19 protein-coding genes are annotated in these 14,538 nt (G+C 67.6%); 16 read left to right on the forward strand and 3 right to left on the reverse strand.

Annotation, left to right across the window (positions count from 1 at the left end; all coding sequences use genetic code 11):
• Positions 1 to 17 precede the first annotated feature (17 nt).
• From purN to N5J29_RS11775, 3 genes are all read left to right on the forward strand, one after another.
• Positions 18 to 677, forward strand: a complete 660-nt coding sequence (gene purN / locus N5J29_RS11765) for a phosphoribosylglycinamide formyltransferase (protein ID WP_065182432.1) — start codon at positions 18 to 20, stop codon at positions 675 to 677.
• 67 nt (positions 678 to 744) lie between these two features.
• Entirely contained in the window at positions 745 to 1,557 is an 813-nt protein-coding gene (locus tag N5J29_RS11770) for a DUF3108 domain-containing protein (protein ID WP_065174536.1), read from the forward strand.
• Positions 1,558 to 1,559: 2 nt separating this feature from the next.
• Positions 1,560 to 2,243, forward strand: coding sequence for a DUF3108 domain-containing protein (locus N5J29_RS11775; RefSeq protein ID WP_053519426.1), 684 nt, complete (start codon positions 1,560 to 1,562; stop codon positions 2,241 to 2,243).
• An 86-nt stretch (positions 2,244 to 2,329) separates the two neighbouring features.
• On the opposite strand, the gene N5J29_RS11780 is transcribed toward N5J29_RS11775, so the two are convergent.
• The 3 genes from N5J29_RS11780 to N5J29_RS11790 are packed head-to-tail and all read right to left on the reverse strand — an operon-like array spanning position 2,330 to position 4,162.
• A complete protein-coding gene (locus N5J29_RS11780) occupies positions 2,330 to 2,641 on the reverse strand; it encodes a hypothetical protein (protein WP_053519425.1) in 312 nt (103 codons plus the stop codon).
• Entirely contained in the window at positions 2,638 to 3,909 is a 1,272-nt protein-coding gene (gene murA / locus N5J29_RS11785) for a UDP-N-acetylglucosamine 1-carboxyvinyltransferase (protein WP_053519424.1), read from the reverse strand. Before murA ends, N5J29_RS11780 begins: the two co-directional genes overlap by 4 nt.
• A 22-nt stretch (positions 3,910 to 3,931) precedes the next feature.
• The gene (locus N5J29_RS11790) at positions 3,932 to 4,162 is read right to left on the reverse strand and encodes a BolA family protein (RefSeq protein ID WP_053519423.1); all 231 of its coding nucleotides are present in this window, start codon (positions 4,160 to 4,162) and stop codon (positions 3,932 to 3,934) included.
• Positions 4,163 to 4,216: 54 nt separating this feature from the next.
• Between N5J29_RS11790 and N5J29_RS11795 the strand changes: the two genes are divergently transcribed.
• From N5J29_RS11795 to ptsP, 13 genes are all read left to right on the forward strand, one after another.
• The gene (locus N5J29_RS11795; RefSeq protein ID WP_065174535.1) at positions 4,217 to 5,218 is read left to right on the forward strand and encodes a KpsF/GutQ family sugar-phosphate isomerase; all 1,002 of its coding nucleotides are present in this window, start codon (positions 4,217 to 4,219) and stop codon (positions 5,216 to 5,218) included.
• Between the two features lie 66 nt (positions 5,219 to 5,284).
• Positions 5,285 to 5,833: an HAD hydrolase family protein gene (locus N5J29_RS11800; protein WP_164153049.1), complete on the forward strand. Its 549-nt coding sequence runs from the start codon at positions 5,285 to 5,287 to the stop codon at positions 5,831 to 5,833.
• Positions 5,830 to 6,405 carry an LPS export ABC transporter periplasmic protein LptC gene (gene lptC, locus N5J29_RS11805; RefSeq protein WP_053519420.1) on the forward strand — a complete coding sequence of 192 codons (576 nt, stop codon included), beginning with the start codon at positions 5,830 to 5,832 and terminating at the stop codon, positions 6,403 to 6,405. The genes N5J29_RS11800 and lptC overlap by 4 nt, the downstream gene beginning before the upstream one ends.
• 105 nt (positions 6,406 to 6,510) lie before the next feature.
• Positions 6,511 to 7,044 carry a lipopolysaccharide transport periplasmic protein LptA gene (lptA, locus tag N5J29_RS11810; RefSeq protein WP_065174534.1) on the forward strand — a complete coding sequence of 178 codons (534 nt, stop codon included), beginning with the start codon at positions 6,511 to 6,513 and terminating at the stop codon, positions 7,042 to 7,044.
• Positions 7,044 to 7,763, forward strand: coding sequence for an LPS export ABC transporter ATP-binding protein (gene lptB, locus N5J29_RS11815; RefSeq protein WP_065174533.1), 720 nt, complete (start codon positions 7,044 to 7,046; stop codon positions 7,761 to 7,763). The genes lptA and lptB overlap by 1 nt, the downstream gene beginning before the upstream one ends.
• Before the next feature lie 40 nt (positions 7,764 to 7,803).
• On the forward strand, positions 7,804 to 9,228 hold the full coding sequence (locus N5J29_RS11820) for an RNA polymerase factor sigma-54 (protein ID WP_164153050.1): 1,425 nt from the start codon (positions 7,804 to 7,806) through the stop codon (positions 9,226 to 9,228).
• Between the two features lie 58 nt (positions 9,229 to 9,286).
• Positions 9,287 to 9,604, forward strand: coding sequence for a ribosome-associated translation inhibitor RaiA (gene raiA, locus N5J29_RS11825; RefSeq protein WP_005415556.1), 318 nt, complete (start codon positions 9,287 to 9,289; stop codon positions 9,602 to 9,604).
• A 21-nt stretch (positions 9,605 to 9,625) separates the two neighbouring features.
• A complete protein-coding gene (locus N5J29_RS11830; RefSeq protein WP_053519416.1) occupies positions 9,626 to 10,078 on the forward strand; it encodes a PTS sugar transporter subunit IIA in 453 nt (150 codons plus the stop codon).
• A complete protein-coding gene (gene hprK / locus N5J29_RS11835) occupies positions 10,075 to 11,025 on the forward strand; it encodes an HPr(Ser) kinase/phosphatase (protein WP_053519415.1) in 951 nt (316 codons plus the stop codon). The genes N5J29_RS11830 and hprK overlap by 4 nt, the downstream gene beginning before the upstream one ends.
• A gap of 27 nt (positions 11,026 to 11,052) precedes the next feature.
• Entirely contained in the window at positions 11,053 to 11,937 is an 885-nt protein-coding gene (gene rapZ / locus N5J29_RS11840; RefSeq protein ID WP_053519414.1) for an RNase adapter RapZ, read from the forward strand.
• Between the two features lie 136 nt (positions 11,938 to 12,073).
• Positions 12,074 to 12,466, forward strand: a complete 393-nt coding sequence (locus tag N5J29_RS11845) for a PTS fructose IIA subunit family protein (RefSeq protein WP_065174531.1) — start codon at positions 12,074 to 12,076, stop codon at positions 12,464 to 12,466.
• Positions 12,459 to 12,728 carry an HPr family phosphocarrier protein gene (locus N5J29_RS11850; protein WP_053519412.1) on the forward strand — a complete coding sequence of 90 codons (270 nt, stop codon included), beginning with the start codon at positions 12,459 to 12,461 and terminating at the stop codon, positions 12,726 to 12,728. Before N5J29_RS11845 ends, N5J29_RS11850 begins: the two co-directional genes overlap by 8 nt.
• 2 nt (positions 12,729 to 12,730) lie before the next feature.
• A complete protein-coding gene (ptsP, locus tag N5J29_RS11855) occupies positions 12,731 to 14,500 on the forward strand; it encodes a phosphoenolpyruvate--protein phosphotransferase (RefSeq protein ID WP_065174530.1) in 1,770 nt (589 codons plus the stop codon).
• Positions 14,501 to 14,538 lie beyond the last annotated feature (38 nt).

The following is a 14,538-nucleotide window of genomic DNA, read 5'->3' on the forward strand; positions in this document are numbered from 1 at the left end:
CGCCTGGGTTGCCGGTAATGAACGCACCCCGCCGCATCGCCGTGCTCGCCTCCGGGCGCGGCAGCAACCTGCAGGCCATCCTGGATGCCATCGCGTCGGGCCGCCTGCCGGCCGACGTGGTGGGCGTGTTCTCCGACCGCCCCGATGCCGCGGCCCTGCAGCGGGTCGATCCTTCCCGGCGCTGGGCGCATGCACCGAAGGAATTCAGCGATCGTGCCGCCTACGAGCTGGCCCTGGGCGACGCGGTTGCCGCCTCCGCCCCGGACTGGATCGTCTGCGCCGGCTACATGCGCATTCTCGGCGCTGGCTTCGTGCAGCGCTTCAACGGTCGCCTGGTCAACATCCACCCGTCGCTGCTGCCGCTGTACAAGGGCCTGCATACGCACGCCCGGGCGCTGGAAGCCGGCGATGCCGAGCATGGCGCAAGCGTGCATCTGGTGGTGCCGGAGCTGGACGCGGGTACGGTGCTGGCGCAGGCGCGCGTGCCGGTGCTGGCAGGCGACGATGCACAGACCCTTGCCGAGCGCGTGCTGGCGGTGGAACACCCGCTGCTGATCGCCAGCCTGCAGCTGCTGTGCGATGGCCGGCTGGCTGAACGGGAAGGACAGGCGTTCTTCGACGGTCACCCCCTGTTTAGGCCGCTGGCCCTAGATTCCGCCGGAAACCTGAACCGATAACGTTCTGCACACGCCCCGCTGACTGCGGGGCTGGCATCCTGCCCCACTCCTGCGGCCCCTGTCCCCCATGAAGACCACGACGCTGCTGTGCACGCCCCTGCTGTTGTCGCTTGCCGTGTTGCCTGGCGTGGGCTGGGGCCAGGCACAGCCCTCTGCCGACCCGGCAGCTCCGTCGCAGGCCCCGGCCGCACCGGCCGTGCCCATGCTGCCCGCGCTGGCCTGGGAACCGCCGCCGCTGCAACCGTTCACCGCTACCTACCAGGCCTTCTACAAGGGCAAGGAAGCCGGCGATGCCACCATGCAGGTCACCCATACCGGCGGCAACCAGTGGCGGGTGGACATGCAGGTGGTGGGCCGCCGCGGCTTTGCCAGCGTGCTCGGCCTGAACATCGAGCAGAGCACGGTGTTCGAGGAGCGCGGCGGCGTCTATGCGCCGCTGAGCCAAAGCACGGTGCGCAAGGGCCTGTTCCTGGGCAAGAAGGCCGTCGGCACCTATAACTGGCAGGCCGGCACCGCGCAGTGGACCGGCGATGTGAAAAAGGATCGCGCGCAGCCCATTCCGCTGCAGGCCGGCGATCAGAGCGCCCTGCTGATCAACCTGGCGATCATGCGTGATGCCCGCCCGGGCGTGGCCATGCACTACCGCTACGTCGACATGGGCAAGGTGCGCCAGCACGACTACCAGGCCGCGCCGCAGACCGAGAACGTCGAGGTCGGCGACCTGTCCTACAACGCGCTGCGGGTATACCGCAGCAACGGCGGCAACAACGAAACCATTCTCTGGATCGCCAACGGTGTCCCCACCCCGGTGCGCATCCTGCAACGCGAAGATGGCGAAGACCGCGTCGATCTCCGCCTGATCGAATACCAAGGAGTCTGAGCATGAACACCCTGTCCCGCCCCCTGACGTGGATCGCCGCTGCCACCCTGTCGATGGCCAGCCTGCCGGCGATGGCCCTGGAGCCGTTCAAGGCCGACTATCTGGCCAGCTACATGGGCATGCAGGCCAACGGCACCATGACGCTGGCCAGTGAAGGCAGCAACAAGTGGCGCTACAGCCTGCAGGTGAAAAACCAGCTGGCCGACCTGAGCCAGAGCACCGTGTTCGAGGAAGTGCGCGGCCAGCTGCGTCCGCTCAGCAGCCAGGACCGCTCGGCGCTGCTGGTGAAGAAGCGCAACGTGCAGGCCAACTACAACTGGACCAGCAACCAGGCCACCTGGACCGGCGACATCAAGCCGGACCGCGCCGGACCGATCGCCCTGAAGGCTGGCGACATGGATGCGCTGCTGATCAATCTGGCCATCGCCCGCGACCTGGCAGCCGGCAAGCCGTTGACCTACCGCATGGTCGACGAGGGCCGGATCAAGAACATGACCTACCGCGTGATCGGCAAGGAATCGATCACCGTGGGCGGCAAGAGCTACGAGGCGACCAAGGTGTCGCGTGCCGATGGCAACAAGGAGCTGATCGCCTGGATCGTGCCGGAGTTTCCGGTGCCGGCGCGCATGCTGCAGCGGGAAAGCGGCCGCGACGCGCTGGACCTGACCATCCGATCGATGAACTGAGTGCCGGGGTCGGATCCCATCCCCTCGGGGATGGGCTCCGAACCCGGGCCCCGCACAAGCAAAACGCCCGCTTGCGCGGGCGTTTTTCATTTCTTCTCTTCGGCCGGTTTGAACTCGGTGCGGCAGTCCACCCGGATCTGCTCACCGCTTCCGCGCCAGACGAACGTGCGGCAATGGCGGTTGCCTTCCTGGCTGTCGTTCACCGACACGGCATAGAACGACTGGATGATCTCGTCACGCGATACCGTGCCGTCACCGTTCCAGTCCATGTCCTTCTGCTCGATGCCGCGGGTGATGGCGATATCGGCGTACCAGGCATACCCCAGCCACGCCAGCACGATCAGCACCAGCGCCAGCAGCGCCTTGCGACGCGGGCTGAATTTTCCGCGAAGGATCATGGCACGCGCCGGATGGTGGCACCGAGCGAAGACAGCTTCTCTTCGATGTTCTCGTAGCCGCGATCGAGGTGGTAGATGCGATCGATGGTGGTATCGCCGCTGGCCATCAGGCCGGCCAGGATCAGCGATGCCGATGCACGCAGGTCGGTGGCCATGACCGGCGCGCCGCTCAGGTGCTCGCTGCCACGCACGATCGCGGTATGGCCTTCGACCTGGATGTCCGCGCCCAGGCGCAGCAGCTCGTTGACGTGCATGAAACGGTTCTCGAAGATCGTTTCGTTGATCACGCCGACGCCGTCGGCCACGCAGTTGAGCGCCATGAACTGCGCCTGCATGTCGGTCGGGAATGCCGGATACGGCGCGGTGGTCAGGTTCACCGCCTTCGGCCGCTTGCCCTGCATGTCCAGGGTGATGCTGTCCTCGGTGGTCTCGATCCGGGCACCCGCCTCGACCAGCTTGGACAGCACCGCGTCCATGGTGTTCGGACGCGCACGGTTGACCGTGACCTTGCCGCCGGTCATCGCGGCGGCCACCAGGAAGGTGCCGGTCTCGATGCGGTCGGGCAGCACTTCATGACGGCCACCGGAGAGGCGCTCCACGCCTTCGATCACCAGGCGGGCGGTGCCGAGGCCTTCGATCTTCGCACCCAGAGCGATCAGGCAATGGGCCAGATCGGTCACCTCCGGCTCCATCGCGCAGTTGTCGAGGATGGTGGTGCCTTCGGCCAGCACCGCGCCCATCAGCACGTTCTCGGTCCCGGTCACGCTCACCATGTCGAAGGTGAAGTGGCCACCCTTCAAGCGCTTGGCCGAAGCCTTGATGAATCCGTTCTCGACCACGATGTCGGCACCAAGCGCCTGCAGGCCCTTGATGTGCTGGTCGACCGGACGCGAGCCGATGGCACAGCCACCGGGCAGCGACACTTCGGCCGCACCGAAACGGGCCAGCAGCGGACCCAGCACCAGGATCGACGCACGCATGGTCTTGACCAGTTCGTACGGCGCCACATGCTGGTTCACCGCACGCGGGTCGACCACGATCGCGCTGCCGCGCGACAGCGTGCCCTGGTCGATGGTGACCTTGGCGCCCAGTTCGCCCAGCAGCTTCACCGTGGTGACCACATCGTGCAGGTGGGGCACGTTGGTGATCTCCACCGGCTCATCGGCCAACAGGGTCGCGCAGAGGATGGGGAGGACGGCGTTCTTGGCGCCGGAGATGCTCACTTCACCGTGCAGCGCAGCGCCGCCGGTCACAACGATCTTGGCCATGGGGTTCGGGATCTTCTGCGGTTCAGCCGGCTTCGGCCGGGGTCACGGTTTTCAGCGCCAGCGCGTGGATCGCGCCGCCCATCAGGTCGCCCAGCGTGGCATAGACCATGCGGTGGCGGGCCAGCGGCATCTTGCCGGCAAAGGCGTCGCAGACCACGGTCGCTTCGAAATGCACGCCATCGTCGCCCCGCACATCGGCGCGGGCGCCAGGCAGGCCGGTTTCGATCAGGTTGCGGATGGTGTCGGCGTCCAACGGGCTTTCCTAATAAAATGAACCCTCATTCTACTTCCGCTGCGTGGCGTCCGCATGGCCGAGTCCCTCCCGCCCCCCCGTTCCGTCGAGCCGGCCGCCCTGGTGGCCAGCGGCCGCCGCGTGTTCGAGATCGAGCAGCAGGCACTGCAGGCGGTCGCCGAGCGCCTGGGCGAGCCGTTCCAGAAGGCCTGCCAGGTGATCCTGGGCAGCCGCGGGCGGGTGGTCGCCACCGGCATGGGCAAGTCGGGCCATGTGGCGCGCAAGATCGCCGCAACCCTGGCGTCCACCGGTACCCCGGCGTTCTACGTGCACCCAGGCGAGGCCGGCCATGGCGACCTGGGCATGATCACCGAAGCCGACGTGGTACTGGCCCTGTCCTATTCGGGCGAATCGGACGAAGTGCTGATGCTGCTGCCGGTGCTCAAGCGCCAGGGCAACGTGTTGATCTCCATGACCGGCCGCCCGCAGTCCAGCCTGGCGACCGCCGCCGACGTCCACCTGGACGTCAGCGTGCCGGCCGAGGCCTGCCCGCTGGCGCTGGCTCCGACCTCGAGCACCACCGCCTCGCTGGCGATGGGCGATGCGCTGGCGGTGGCCCTGCTGGATGCGCGCGGCTTCACCGCTGACGATTTCGCCCGCTCGCATCCGGCCGGCAGCCTTGGCCGTCGCCTGCTGCTACATATCACCGACGTCATGCATACCGGTGCCGATCTGCCCAAGGTCGATGCCGGCGCCAGCCTCAGCGAGGCCCTGGTGGAGATGAGCCGCAAGCGCCTGGGCATGACCGCCGTGGTCGATGCCGAGGGCGTGCTGATCGGCCTGTTCACCGACGGTGACCTGCGCCGGGCACTGGACAGTGCGCTGGACGTGCGCACGGCAAAGATCGCCGATGTGATGACGCGCAACCCCCGCACCATCGGAGCCGACCAGCTGGCGGTGGAGGCCGCCCGCCAGATGGAAACCCAGCAGATCAACGGCCTGATCGTGGTCGATGACCAGGGCCGCGCCGTCGGCGCCCTGAACATTCATGACCTGTTGCGGGCCCGGGTGGTTTAACCGACAGTCCGTAGACCCCATTCAGTCTGTAACCCCACACCTGCCCTGATCGAGTCCAACGTCCTGATGCCCTGGTCCCCCCTGCCCGCCTTCCCTGCCCACCTGCATACCGCTGCGGCGCGGATCCGCATGGCCTGCTTCGACGTGGACGGCACCCTCACCGACGGTCGGCTGTACTACGACCAGGACGGCAACGAGAGCAAGGCGTATTTCGTGCAGGATGGCCTGGGCCTGAAACTGCTGCAGCAGCACGGCATACACCCCGTGCTGATCACCGCGCGCAACAGCCAGTCCGCGCTCAGGCGCGGTGCCGATCTCGGCATTGATACCCACATCGCCGTGGGCGACAAGCTGGCCAGCGTGCAGGCCCTGTGTGCCCAGCGCGGCATCGGCCTGGAACAGGTCGCCTTCCTTGGCGATGACCTGCCGGATCTGGCGCCCCTGGGTGCGGTCGGCCTGGCCGTGGCGCCGGCCAATGCCCATCCGTGGATCGCCGAACGCGTGCACTGGCAGACCCGTTCCGAAGGCGGGCGCGGCGCGGCGCGTGAGCTGTGCGACGTTCTGCTGGCCGCGCAGGGTCATGTCGCGTCGGTCCTGGCGAGGTACGGCGCATGAACGCACCGACCGTGAACTGGCGCACCGTGCTCGGCATCGGCCTGCTGCTGGCGGCCCTGCTCAGCAGCTGGGCCGCGCTGCGCAACCGCGACAAGGGCCCGGCCCAGAGCGGCCAGGAAGTCGGCGTGGATTACATCCTGCACGACTTCCAGATCGTCGCCCTGGACGAGCAGGGCAAGGAATCGACCACCCTGCGCGCGCCGCGGCTGGAGCGGCAGCGCGGCGACCAGACCATCAACATCGCCACGCCACTGTTCGAGATGCCCGACAAGGACGGCAGGCACTGGACCCTGCGCGCGGAGACCGGCTGGCTGAGCGCCAAGGGTGACGAACTGAAGCTGCGCGGCAAGGTGGCGGGTGACAGTCCGGCTGCCCCCGGCGTCGTGCCGACCACCTTCCGCACCGACCACCTGGACGTGTTCCCCAAGGAGAGCCGGGCCCGGACCGACGCCCTGGTGACCATGACCCGCCCCGGCATGGAGCAGTCCGGCGTCGGGTTCGAGGTGGATTCGAAGAACAACACGTATCATTTCCTCAGCCAGTCCAAGGGTCGCTACACGCCCAGACGCTGATTCCGCCGCCCGGCCCGCGACGTCCCTGGACAGGCGCGGCGCCGGCAGCCCCCACCCGCCGCTGCCCTCCTGACCGGGCAGCCACCACCGGCAGAACGGACCCCGATGAAGATCCCCTTTGCAGCCATGCTCGCACTCAGTCTTCTTGTCCCCGCCCTCGCGCAGGCGAAGTCGACCGACCGCAACGAGCCCATGAACATCGATGCCGGTGCACAGAACGGCATGCTCACCGGCGACGGCAAAACCGTGCTGTCGCAGGGCGTGATCATCACCCAGGGCACGCTGGACCTGCGCTCGTCCGAAGCGGAGATCTATCTCAAGGACGGCGAGCCGGTGCGCGTGGTGTTCACCGGCAAGCAGGCGAAGTTGAAGCAGCAGCTCGATGACGGCACCTGGATGGATGCGCTCGCCGACCGCATCGACTACGACATCAAGACCGAGATCATCACCCTCACCGGCAACTACAAGGTCACCAGCGCGCGCGGCACCAACGCCGGCCAGCGCATGGTCTACAACACCCGTACCGGCGAGATGAACTCCGGCGGCGACGGCAGCCGCGTGCGCACCGTTATCCCGCCCAAGAACAAGACGCCTGCCGCCACCACCACGCCGGCGCAGCCGGCCGGGAGCCGGAAGTAATGCTCGTCGCCAAGGGCCTGCGCAAGCGCTACAAGCAACGTGAGGTCGTCAAGGACTTCGGGCTCACCCTCGAAGCGGGCGAAGTGGTCGGCCTGCTCGGCCCCAACGGTGCCGGCAAGACCACCTGCTTCTACATGATCGTCGGCCTGGTTGCCGCCGATGCCGGCAGCATCGTGCTCGATGGCAAGGACATCACCGGCGATCCGATGTACACCCGTGCCAAGCAGGGCGTGGGCTACCTGCCGCAGGAGCCTTCGGTGTTCCGCAAGCTGACCGTGGCCGACAACATCCGCCTGGTGCTGGAACTGCGCGAGGATCTGGACTCGGCGGGCCGCGAGCGCGAGTTGAGCAGCCTGCTGGACGAACTGCAGCTGGGCCATGTGTCCGAACAGCTTGGCGCCAGCCTGTCCGGCGGCGAGCGCCGCCGCTGCGAAATCGCCCGCGCGCTGGCGGCGCAACCCCGGCTGATCCTGCTCGACGAACCGTTTGCCGGTGTCGATCCGATCTCGGTCGGCGAGATCCAGCGCATCGTCACCCACCTCAAGCAGCGCGGCATCGGTGTGCTGATCACCGACCACAACGTGCGCGAGACCTTGGGAATCTGCGACCGCGCGTATATCCTCGCCGAGGGCACCGTACTGGCCCAGGGTTCGCCGGAATCGATCCTGGACAATGCCGACGTACGTCGCGTCTACCTTGGGGACTCGTTCAAGCTGTGACCGCAGCTGCCGGGTTCCATTCCCCCTCTTCGGCACAGGCATGAAGACTCGGCTGCAGACATCGTTGGGACAGCAGCTGGTGCTCACGCCCCAGCTGCAGCAGGCGATCAAGCTGCTGCAGATGTCCAGCACCGAGCTGGAACTGGAGATCGCCCAGGCGGTGGAGAGCAATCCGCTGCTGGACTGGGCCGAAGGCAACGAGAGCGATGCCGCTGCCGGCGACGATGGCAACGGCGATGACGCCCCGCCCGAACGCGCCGACGCCGGCCAGGAGGACGACTGGGCAACGGCGGAACCGGACTGGAGCACCGCCGGCAGCGGCGGCAGCTTCGACGACGATGACGACAGCGGCAGCGCGGCCGAACGCGTGGCCGAAACCGAGACCCTGGCCGACCACCTGCTGTGGCAGCTGCACCTGTCGCATCTGTCCGCACGCGACCGCAGCATCGGGGCTGCCCTGATCGACGCCCTGGACGACGATGGCTACCTGCGCGAACCGCTGTCCACCATCGCCGAAACCCTGCTGCCGGCGATCCACGCCGGCGAGGACGAGATCCTCACCGTACTGCACCAGATCCAGCGCTTCGATCCGGTCGGAGTAGCGGCACGCAGCTTGGGCGAATGCCTGCAGCTGCAACTGGACGTACTGGCGGCCGACACACCTGGCCTTGCCCTGGCACGCCAGGTCGCTGCCGGGCCGCTGGAGCGGCTGCCGCGCAGCGGCGTGGTTGGGCTGGCGCACGAACTCCGGCAGCCCCTGGCCGATGTCGAGACCGCCGTGGCCCTGCTGCGGTCGCTGGACCCGCGCCCGGGCACCCAGATCGCGCCGCTGTCGCCGGACACCTACGTGGTGCCGGACGTAGTCGTCTGGCGGCAGAACGGCGTGTGGCGCGCCGCGCTGGCCGGCCATGCCGGGCCGAAGGTGGTCATCCACCGCGGTTACGAACAGATGATCCGCCGCTGCGGTGAGGCCGACGCCGGCTACCTGCGCGCCCAGCTGCAGGAGGCGCGCTGGCTGCTGAAAGGTCTGCAGCAGCGTGGCGAGACCCTGCTGCGGGTGGTGCGCTGCCTGATCCTGCAGCAGTCCGGCTTCCTGGAGTTCGGCGAACAGGCACTGCGCCCGCTCACCCTGCGTGAGATCGCCACCGAACTGGGCCTGCACGAATCCACCATTTCGCGGGCGATCGCCCGCAAGCATGTCCGGACCCCACGCGGCACCCTGCCGCTGCGCGCCTTCTTCGCGTCGGGAATCGATACCGAAGGCGGCGGTGAGGCATCCAGCACCGCCATCCAGGCAATGATCCGGCGCCTGATCGATGACGAAAACCCGCGCAAGCCCCTTTCTGACGCCAAGCTGGCTGACCTGCTCAAATCGTCGGGAATTCCAGTGGCGCGACGCACCGTGGCGAAGTATCGTGAAGCCATGAACATTTCCGCCTCGCACGAAAGGGTCAGAATCGCTTGACGCACCGCCGCGCCCGGCGGAGAGGTTCATTGGCACATCCGAACACAGGAGAAACCCGATGCGCATCGAAACGTTTGGCAAAGACGTCGAAGTCACCCCGGCCCTGCAGTCCTATGTAGAGGAGAAGCTGGCCCGGATCGGAAAGCACTTCGACCAGCACTGCGAAGCGCGGGTGACCCTCAAGCTGCAGAAGACCGAACACCATGTCGACGCCAGCCTCAACATTCCCGGCCAGACCCTGCATGCCGAGGCCGGCGGCCAGACCATGTATGCCGCGATCGACCTGCTGGCGGACAAGCTTGACCGCCTGGTGATCAAGCACAAGGAGAAAAAACAGCAGCACGCACCGCTGCCGGTGGGTGACAATGGCGGCTGATCGCCACCGTTCCCCGCAGACATGCCCCTGACTGACCTCCTGGCGGCCGTGCAGACCCAGCTCTGCACGGCCACCGACCGCGACAGCGTCCTCAAGGCCGCGGCCGGGTTGCTGGCCTGCCGCCAGGCCAATGCCGAACAGATCTATCTGAACCTGTGCCAGCGTGAGGCGCTGGGCAGCACCGCGATCGGTTGCGGCATCGCCATTCCGCATGGCCGCGCGCCGACCCTGGACCGCCCACGCGGCGCCCTGCTGCGACTGGAGACCCCCGTCGACTTCGGGGGCGACGAGCCGGTCGACCTGGTGTTCGCGATGGCCGTTCCGGCCCACTACACCCATCAGCACCTGATGCTGCTGTCCGAACTGGCCGAACTGTTCTCCGCCCCCGCCATCCGCGAGGCGCTGCGCGCCGCCGGCGACGCGCGGGCACTGCGTCAGGCCCTGGATCTCACGCCCCCGGCGAGTGCCGCATGAATACCAGCATCACCGCACGCGAACTGTTCGAACAGCAGCGCGAACGCCTGGGCCTGCGCTGGGTGGCGGGAAAATCCGGCGAGAAGCGCGAGCTCGAGGCCGGCAACACCGTCTCCCGCCGGCCCTCGCTGGCGGGCTACCTCAATGCGATCTACCCCAACAAGGTGCAGATCCTGGGCACCGAGGAACTGTCCTGGCTGGACGCGCTGGAACCGCGCCAGCGCTGGGAGACGATCGAAAAGCTCATGCAGTCGCACCCGCTGGCGCTGGTGATTACCCGCAACCAGCCCTGTCCGGAAGACCTGCGCGCGGCCGCCGACGAGTCGGGCACGCCGCTGTGGGTATCTCCCAAGCGCGGCCACGAACTGCTCAATCATCTGTCCTACCACCTGGCACGCACGCTGGCGCCGCGCGTGATCCTGCACGGCGTGTTCATGGAGATCTACTCCATCGGCGTACTGATCACCGGCGAAGCCGGGTCGGGCAAGAGCGAGCTGGCGCTGGAACTGCTCAGCCGTGGCCACCGCCTGGTGGCCGATGATGCACCTGAATTCACCCAGATCGCGCCGGACGTGCTCGACGGCACCTGCCCGGAACTGCTGCAGGACCTGCTGGAAGTACGCGGCCTGGGCGTGCTGAACGTGCGCGAGATGTTCGGCGACACGGCTGTAAAGAAGAACAAGTACCTTCGGCTGATCGTCCACCTGACCAAGCCGATGACCGAGCCCACTCCACATGGCTACGAACGACTGACCGGCGATTCCGGTACCCGCCATGTGCTGGACCTGGACGTGCCGCTGATCACGCTGCCGGTGATGCCCGGCCGCAACCTGGCCGTGCTGACCGAGGCGGCCACCCGCCTGCATATCCTGCGGACCAAGGGCATCGACCCGGCCGCGATGTTCATCGCGCGCCACAGCAACCTGCTGGAACGGCGAACACCCTGATTTCCCTGGCCTTCGAAGAGTCTGTCCATGAGCACCGCTGCCCCCACCGCCCCGACCCTGATCATCGTCAGCGGCCTGTCCGGCTCGGGTAAATCCGTCGCCCTGAAGACGTTCGAGGACCAGGACTACTACTGCTCGGACAACCTGCCGATCCAGCTGCTGCCGGACTTCGTGCGCAGCCTGCTGGCCCACCATGACGGCGCCGCGCCGCGCCGGCTGGCGGTCGGCATCGACGTGCGTGGCCAGGCTGACCTGAGCCAGCTGGCCAACTGGCGGCAACTGGCCACCGATGCTGGCGTGGAAACCAAGGTGCTGTTCTTTGAAGCCAGCGACGAGGCGGTGCTCAAGCGCTATGCCGACACCCGTCGCCGCCATCCACTCAGCCAGCTCGGTCTGTCATTGCCGGAAGCGATCGCCCGCGAGCGCGAACTGATCGCACCGCTGCGCCAGGAGGCCGACGCCATCATCGACACCAGCGCGCTCAACGTGCACCAGTTGCGCCGCCGGATCATCACCGAGTTCACGCTGGACCATGCAACCCGCCTGTCGCTGCTGTTCGAATCGTTCGCCTACAAGCGTGGCGTGCCGGCCGAAGCGGATTTCGTCTTCGATGCGCGGGTGCTGCCCAATCCGCACTGGGATCCCGAGCTGCGTGCGCTCAGTGGCCGCGAGCCGGGCGTGCGCGACTACCTGGAAGCCCAGCCGGACGTGCAGTGCTACCTCGCACAGCTGATGGGGTTTCTCGACACCTGGCTGCCGAAGCTGGGCGACGGCACACGCAGCTACGTGACCGTGGCCTTCGGCTGCACCGGCGGCAAGCACCGCTCGGTCTATCTGGCCGAACGGATGGCCCGGCATGCCCGCGAAATGGGCTGGGAAGACGTGGCCACCTATCACCGCGAGCAGGATTGAGAGGCCCGGCCGGGGTGCGCCCGACCGCCCCGCGGAGAGGCGGGATGGGCCGGCAGGCGGGGGACGCTGAATACGGGACACAGTGCCCCTCATCTGCGGCTATCGCCAATTCACCTTGACCTGTTAACGTGCAGTAATGACCTGTGGCATTCTCCTCGTAACACATCCCGGGGTCGGCGCCGCCCTGCTTGACGTGGCGACCCGGCTCCTGCGGCAGCTGCCGTTGAAGACCGAAGCTTTCGAAGTACCGTTCGACGCAGACCTGGATGCTCTGCTCCCCCTCGCCTCGGCCGCGCTGCGGCGGGTAGATGGTGGAGAAGGCGTGCTGATCCTGACCGACCTGTACGGCGCCAGCCCCGCCAACCTTGCCGGGCAGCTGGCCCGGCTGGGGACCCCGGTTCGCCGGGTGTCGGCGCTGAGCCTGCCGATGTTGCTGCGGGTGATGAATTATCCGGAACAGGCACTGGATCAACTGCCCGCCACCGCTGCGGCGGGTACCCGTAATGGAGCGATAGTCGACGATGCTTGAACGAGAACTCACCGTCAGCAACCGCCTGGGCCTGCATGCCCGGGCCACCGCCAAGCTGGTGCAGACCCTGGCACCGTTCCGGTGCAACGTGACCATGGCTGCCAAGGGCCGCGAGATCAACGCCAAGAGCATCATGGGCGTGATGCTGCTCGCTGCCGGCCAGGGCACCCCGGTCACCGTGCGCATCAGTGGCGAAGACGAAGCCGCCGCGATGGACGCGGTGGTCGACCTGTTCGAACGCCGCTTCGACGAGGACAGCTGATCGTGCCGCGCGCCCGCGCCGGCCAGCTCCCTTCCGGCCAACGGCCGGTCCAGCTGCTGGCTGGTCATGGCGCTGCGCGGGGTTCGGCGATGGGGCGTGCACGCGTGCGCCTGCCACATGCGCTGGACGTTGCCGAACAGCGCGTGGCACCGCAGCAGATCGAAACCGAGCTGACGCGCCTGCATCACGCCGTGGATGCCGCGCGCGCGGAGATGCATGAGCTTCGGCAGCGCCTGCACGGCGCACTGAACCAGGAAGTAGGCGAATTCCTCGATCTGCACGCGCTGCTGCTGGACGACCCGGAGCTGCTGTTCGGCCTGGATGAGCTGATCCGCAGCGGCCCGTACAGCGCCGGATACGCCCTGCGCCTGCAGCGCGACCGCCTGGCCAAGGTCTTCGATGGCATGGACGATGCCTACCTGAAGAGCCGCATGGACGATCTGGATCATGTGATCGGCCGCATTCACGCCTTCCTGCAGCCGGAGCGTGCGCCGGTGATGAAGGGGCTGGCCGGCGAGATCCTGGTCTGCGACAACATCGCGCCGTCCGAGCTGGCACAGCTGCAGGCACAGGGCGTCGTGGGCATCGTCACCGCCGCCGGCAGCGCGCTGTCGCACAGCGCCATCCTCGCCCGCAGTCTGCACCTGCCACTGATCGTCAACGTTCCGCAGCTGCTCAGCCGCGTTGCCGATGGCGACGTGCTGATCGTCGATGGCGCCGACGGCAGCATCACCGTCAACCCGCAGGCCGACAACCTGCGTGACTATCGCGCACGGCTGAAGGAACACGCCCGCGAGCAGCGGGAGCTCGGACGCCTGCGCAGCAAACCCAGCCGTACCCGCGACCAGGTCGACATCGCCCTGCTGGCCAACGCCGAATCGCTGGAGGACGTAACCCAGGCCCACGCCCTCGGCGCGCAGGGACTGGGTCTGTACCGCACGGAATTCCTGTTCCTGCAGCGCAACGAGCTGCCGGACGAGGAAGAACAGTTCCGGACCTACCGCGACGCCGCGCTGGGCATGAGCGGGCGGCCGGTGACCATCCGCACCCTCGATCTGGGTGCGGACAAAGCGGATCGCACCGGCCTGACCCTGAGCAACGAAGAGAACCCGGCGCTTGGCCTGCGGGGCGTGCGCCTGTCGCTGGCACGGCCGAAAGTGGCCGACACCCAGCTGCGGGCGATTCTGCGTGCCTCGGCCTATGGCAAGCTGCGGGTGCTGGTGCCCATGATCAGCACGCGCGAAGAGCTGCTGGCCGTGCGCCGGCGCATGCTCAAGCTGTCCGAACAACTGCGCGCGGAAGGGCACATGGTGGCCGACCACGTGCCGCTGGGGGCGATGATCGAAGTACCCGCCGCTGCTCTGGCGCTGGAGAGCTTCATCGACCTGGTCGACTTCCTGTCGATCGGCACCAATGACCTGGTGCAGTACCTGCTCGCGGCCGACCGCAACAACGAGGCGCTGGGCGAACTCTACTCGCCGCTGCACCCGGCGGTGCTGCGCCTGCTGCAGATGGTGATCGAGACCGGCGCACGCCATCGTGTGCCGGTGGCGGTGTGCGGCGAGATCGCGGGGGACGCACGCATGGCACCGCTGCTGCTGGCACTGGGCCTGACCGAGTTCAGCCTGCATCCGGGCACGCTGCTGGAAGTCCGCCGCGCGATCCGCGAGGCCGACCTGGCATCCCTGCGCGCCCGCGCTCCGAAGCTGCTGGCCGCGCGGGACCGTCGCGGCATCGAGCGCTGGCTGGCACTGGTGGCCGATACGCCCTGACGGCCGCGCTGCGCGCTCGCCGGGCATGGCCCGGCGCT

This window comes from Stenotrophomonas sp. GD03680 (assembly GCF_029844625.1).
Taxonomy (GTDB): domain Bacteria; phylum Pseudomonadota; class Gammaproteobacteria; order Xanthomonadales; family Xanthomonadaceae; genus Stenotrophomonas; species Stenotrophomonas maltophilia_P.

Bases quoted from the DNA above. Each gene is read 5' to 3' on its own strand.
- hprK (WP_053519415.1), top strand. From the start codon at position 10,075: ATGAATACCAGCATCACCGCACGCGAACTGTTCGAACAGCAGCGCGAA.
- N5J29_RS11830 (WP_053519416.1), top strand. From the start codon at position 9,626: ATGCCCCTGACTGACCTCCTGGCGGCCGTGCAGACCCAGCTCTGCACG.
- N5J29_RS11770 (WP_065174536.1), top strand. From the start codon at position 745: ATGAAGACCACGACGCTGCTGTGCACGCCCCTGCTGTTGTCGCTTGCC.
- rapZ (WP_053519414.1), top strand. From the start codon at position 11,053: ATGAGCACCGCTGCCCCCACCGCCCCGACCCTGATCATCGTCAGCGGC.
- lptC (WP_053519420.1), top strand. From the start codon at position 5,830: ATGAACGCACCGACCGTGAACTGGCGCACCGTGCTCGGCATCGGCCTG.
- purN (WP_065182432.1), top strand. From the start codon at position 18: ATGAACGCACCCCGCCGCATCGCCGTGCTCGCCTCCGGGCGCGGCAGC.
- N5J29_RS11780 (WP_053519425.1), bottom strand. From the start codon at position 2,641: ATGATCCTTCGCGGAAAATTCAGCCCGCGTCGCAAGGCGCTGCTGGCG.
- murA (WP_053519424.1), bottom strand. From the start codon at position 3,909: ATGGCCAAGATCGTTGTGACCGGCGGCGCTGCGCTGCACGGTGAAGTG.
- N5J29_RS11795 (WP_065174535.1), top strand. From the start codon at position 4,217: ATGGCCGAGTCCCTCCCGCCCCCCCGTTCCGTCGAGCCGGCCGCCCTG.
- N5J29_RS11845 (WP_065174531.1), top strand. From the start codon at position 12,074: ATGACCTGTGGCATTCTCCTCGTAACACATCCCGGGGTCGGCGCCGCC.
- N5J29_RS11820 (WP_164153050.1), top strand. From the start codon at position 7,804: ATGAAGACTCGGCTGCAGACATCGTTGGGACAGCAGCTGGTGCTCACG.
- lptA (WP_065174534.1), top strand. From the start codon at position 6,511: ATGAAGATCCCCTTTGCAGCCATGCTCGCACTCAGTCTTCTTGTCCCC.
- N5J29_RS11800 (WP_164153049.1), top strand. From the start codon at position 5,285: ATGCCCTGGTCCCCCCTGCCCGCCTTCCCTGCCCACCTGCATACCGCT.
- raiA (WP_005415556.1), top strand. From the start codon at position 9,287: ATGCGCATCGAAACGTTTGGCAAAGACGTCGAAGTCACCCCGGCCCTG.
- N5J29_RS11775 (WP_053519426.1), top strand. From the start codon at position 1,560: ATGAACACCCTGTCCCGCCCCCTGACGTGGATCGCCGCTGCCACCCTG.
- lptB (WP_065174533.1), top strand. From the start codon at position 7,044: ATGCTCGTCGCCAAGGGCCTGCGCAAGCGCTACAAGCAACGTGAGGTC.
- N5J29_RS11850 (WP_053519412.1), top strand. From the start codon at position 12,459: ATGCTTGAACGAGAACTCACCGTCAGCAACCGCCTGGGCCTGCATGCC.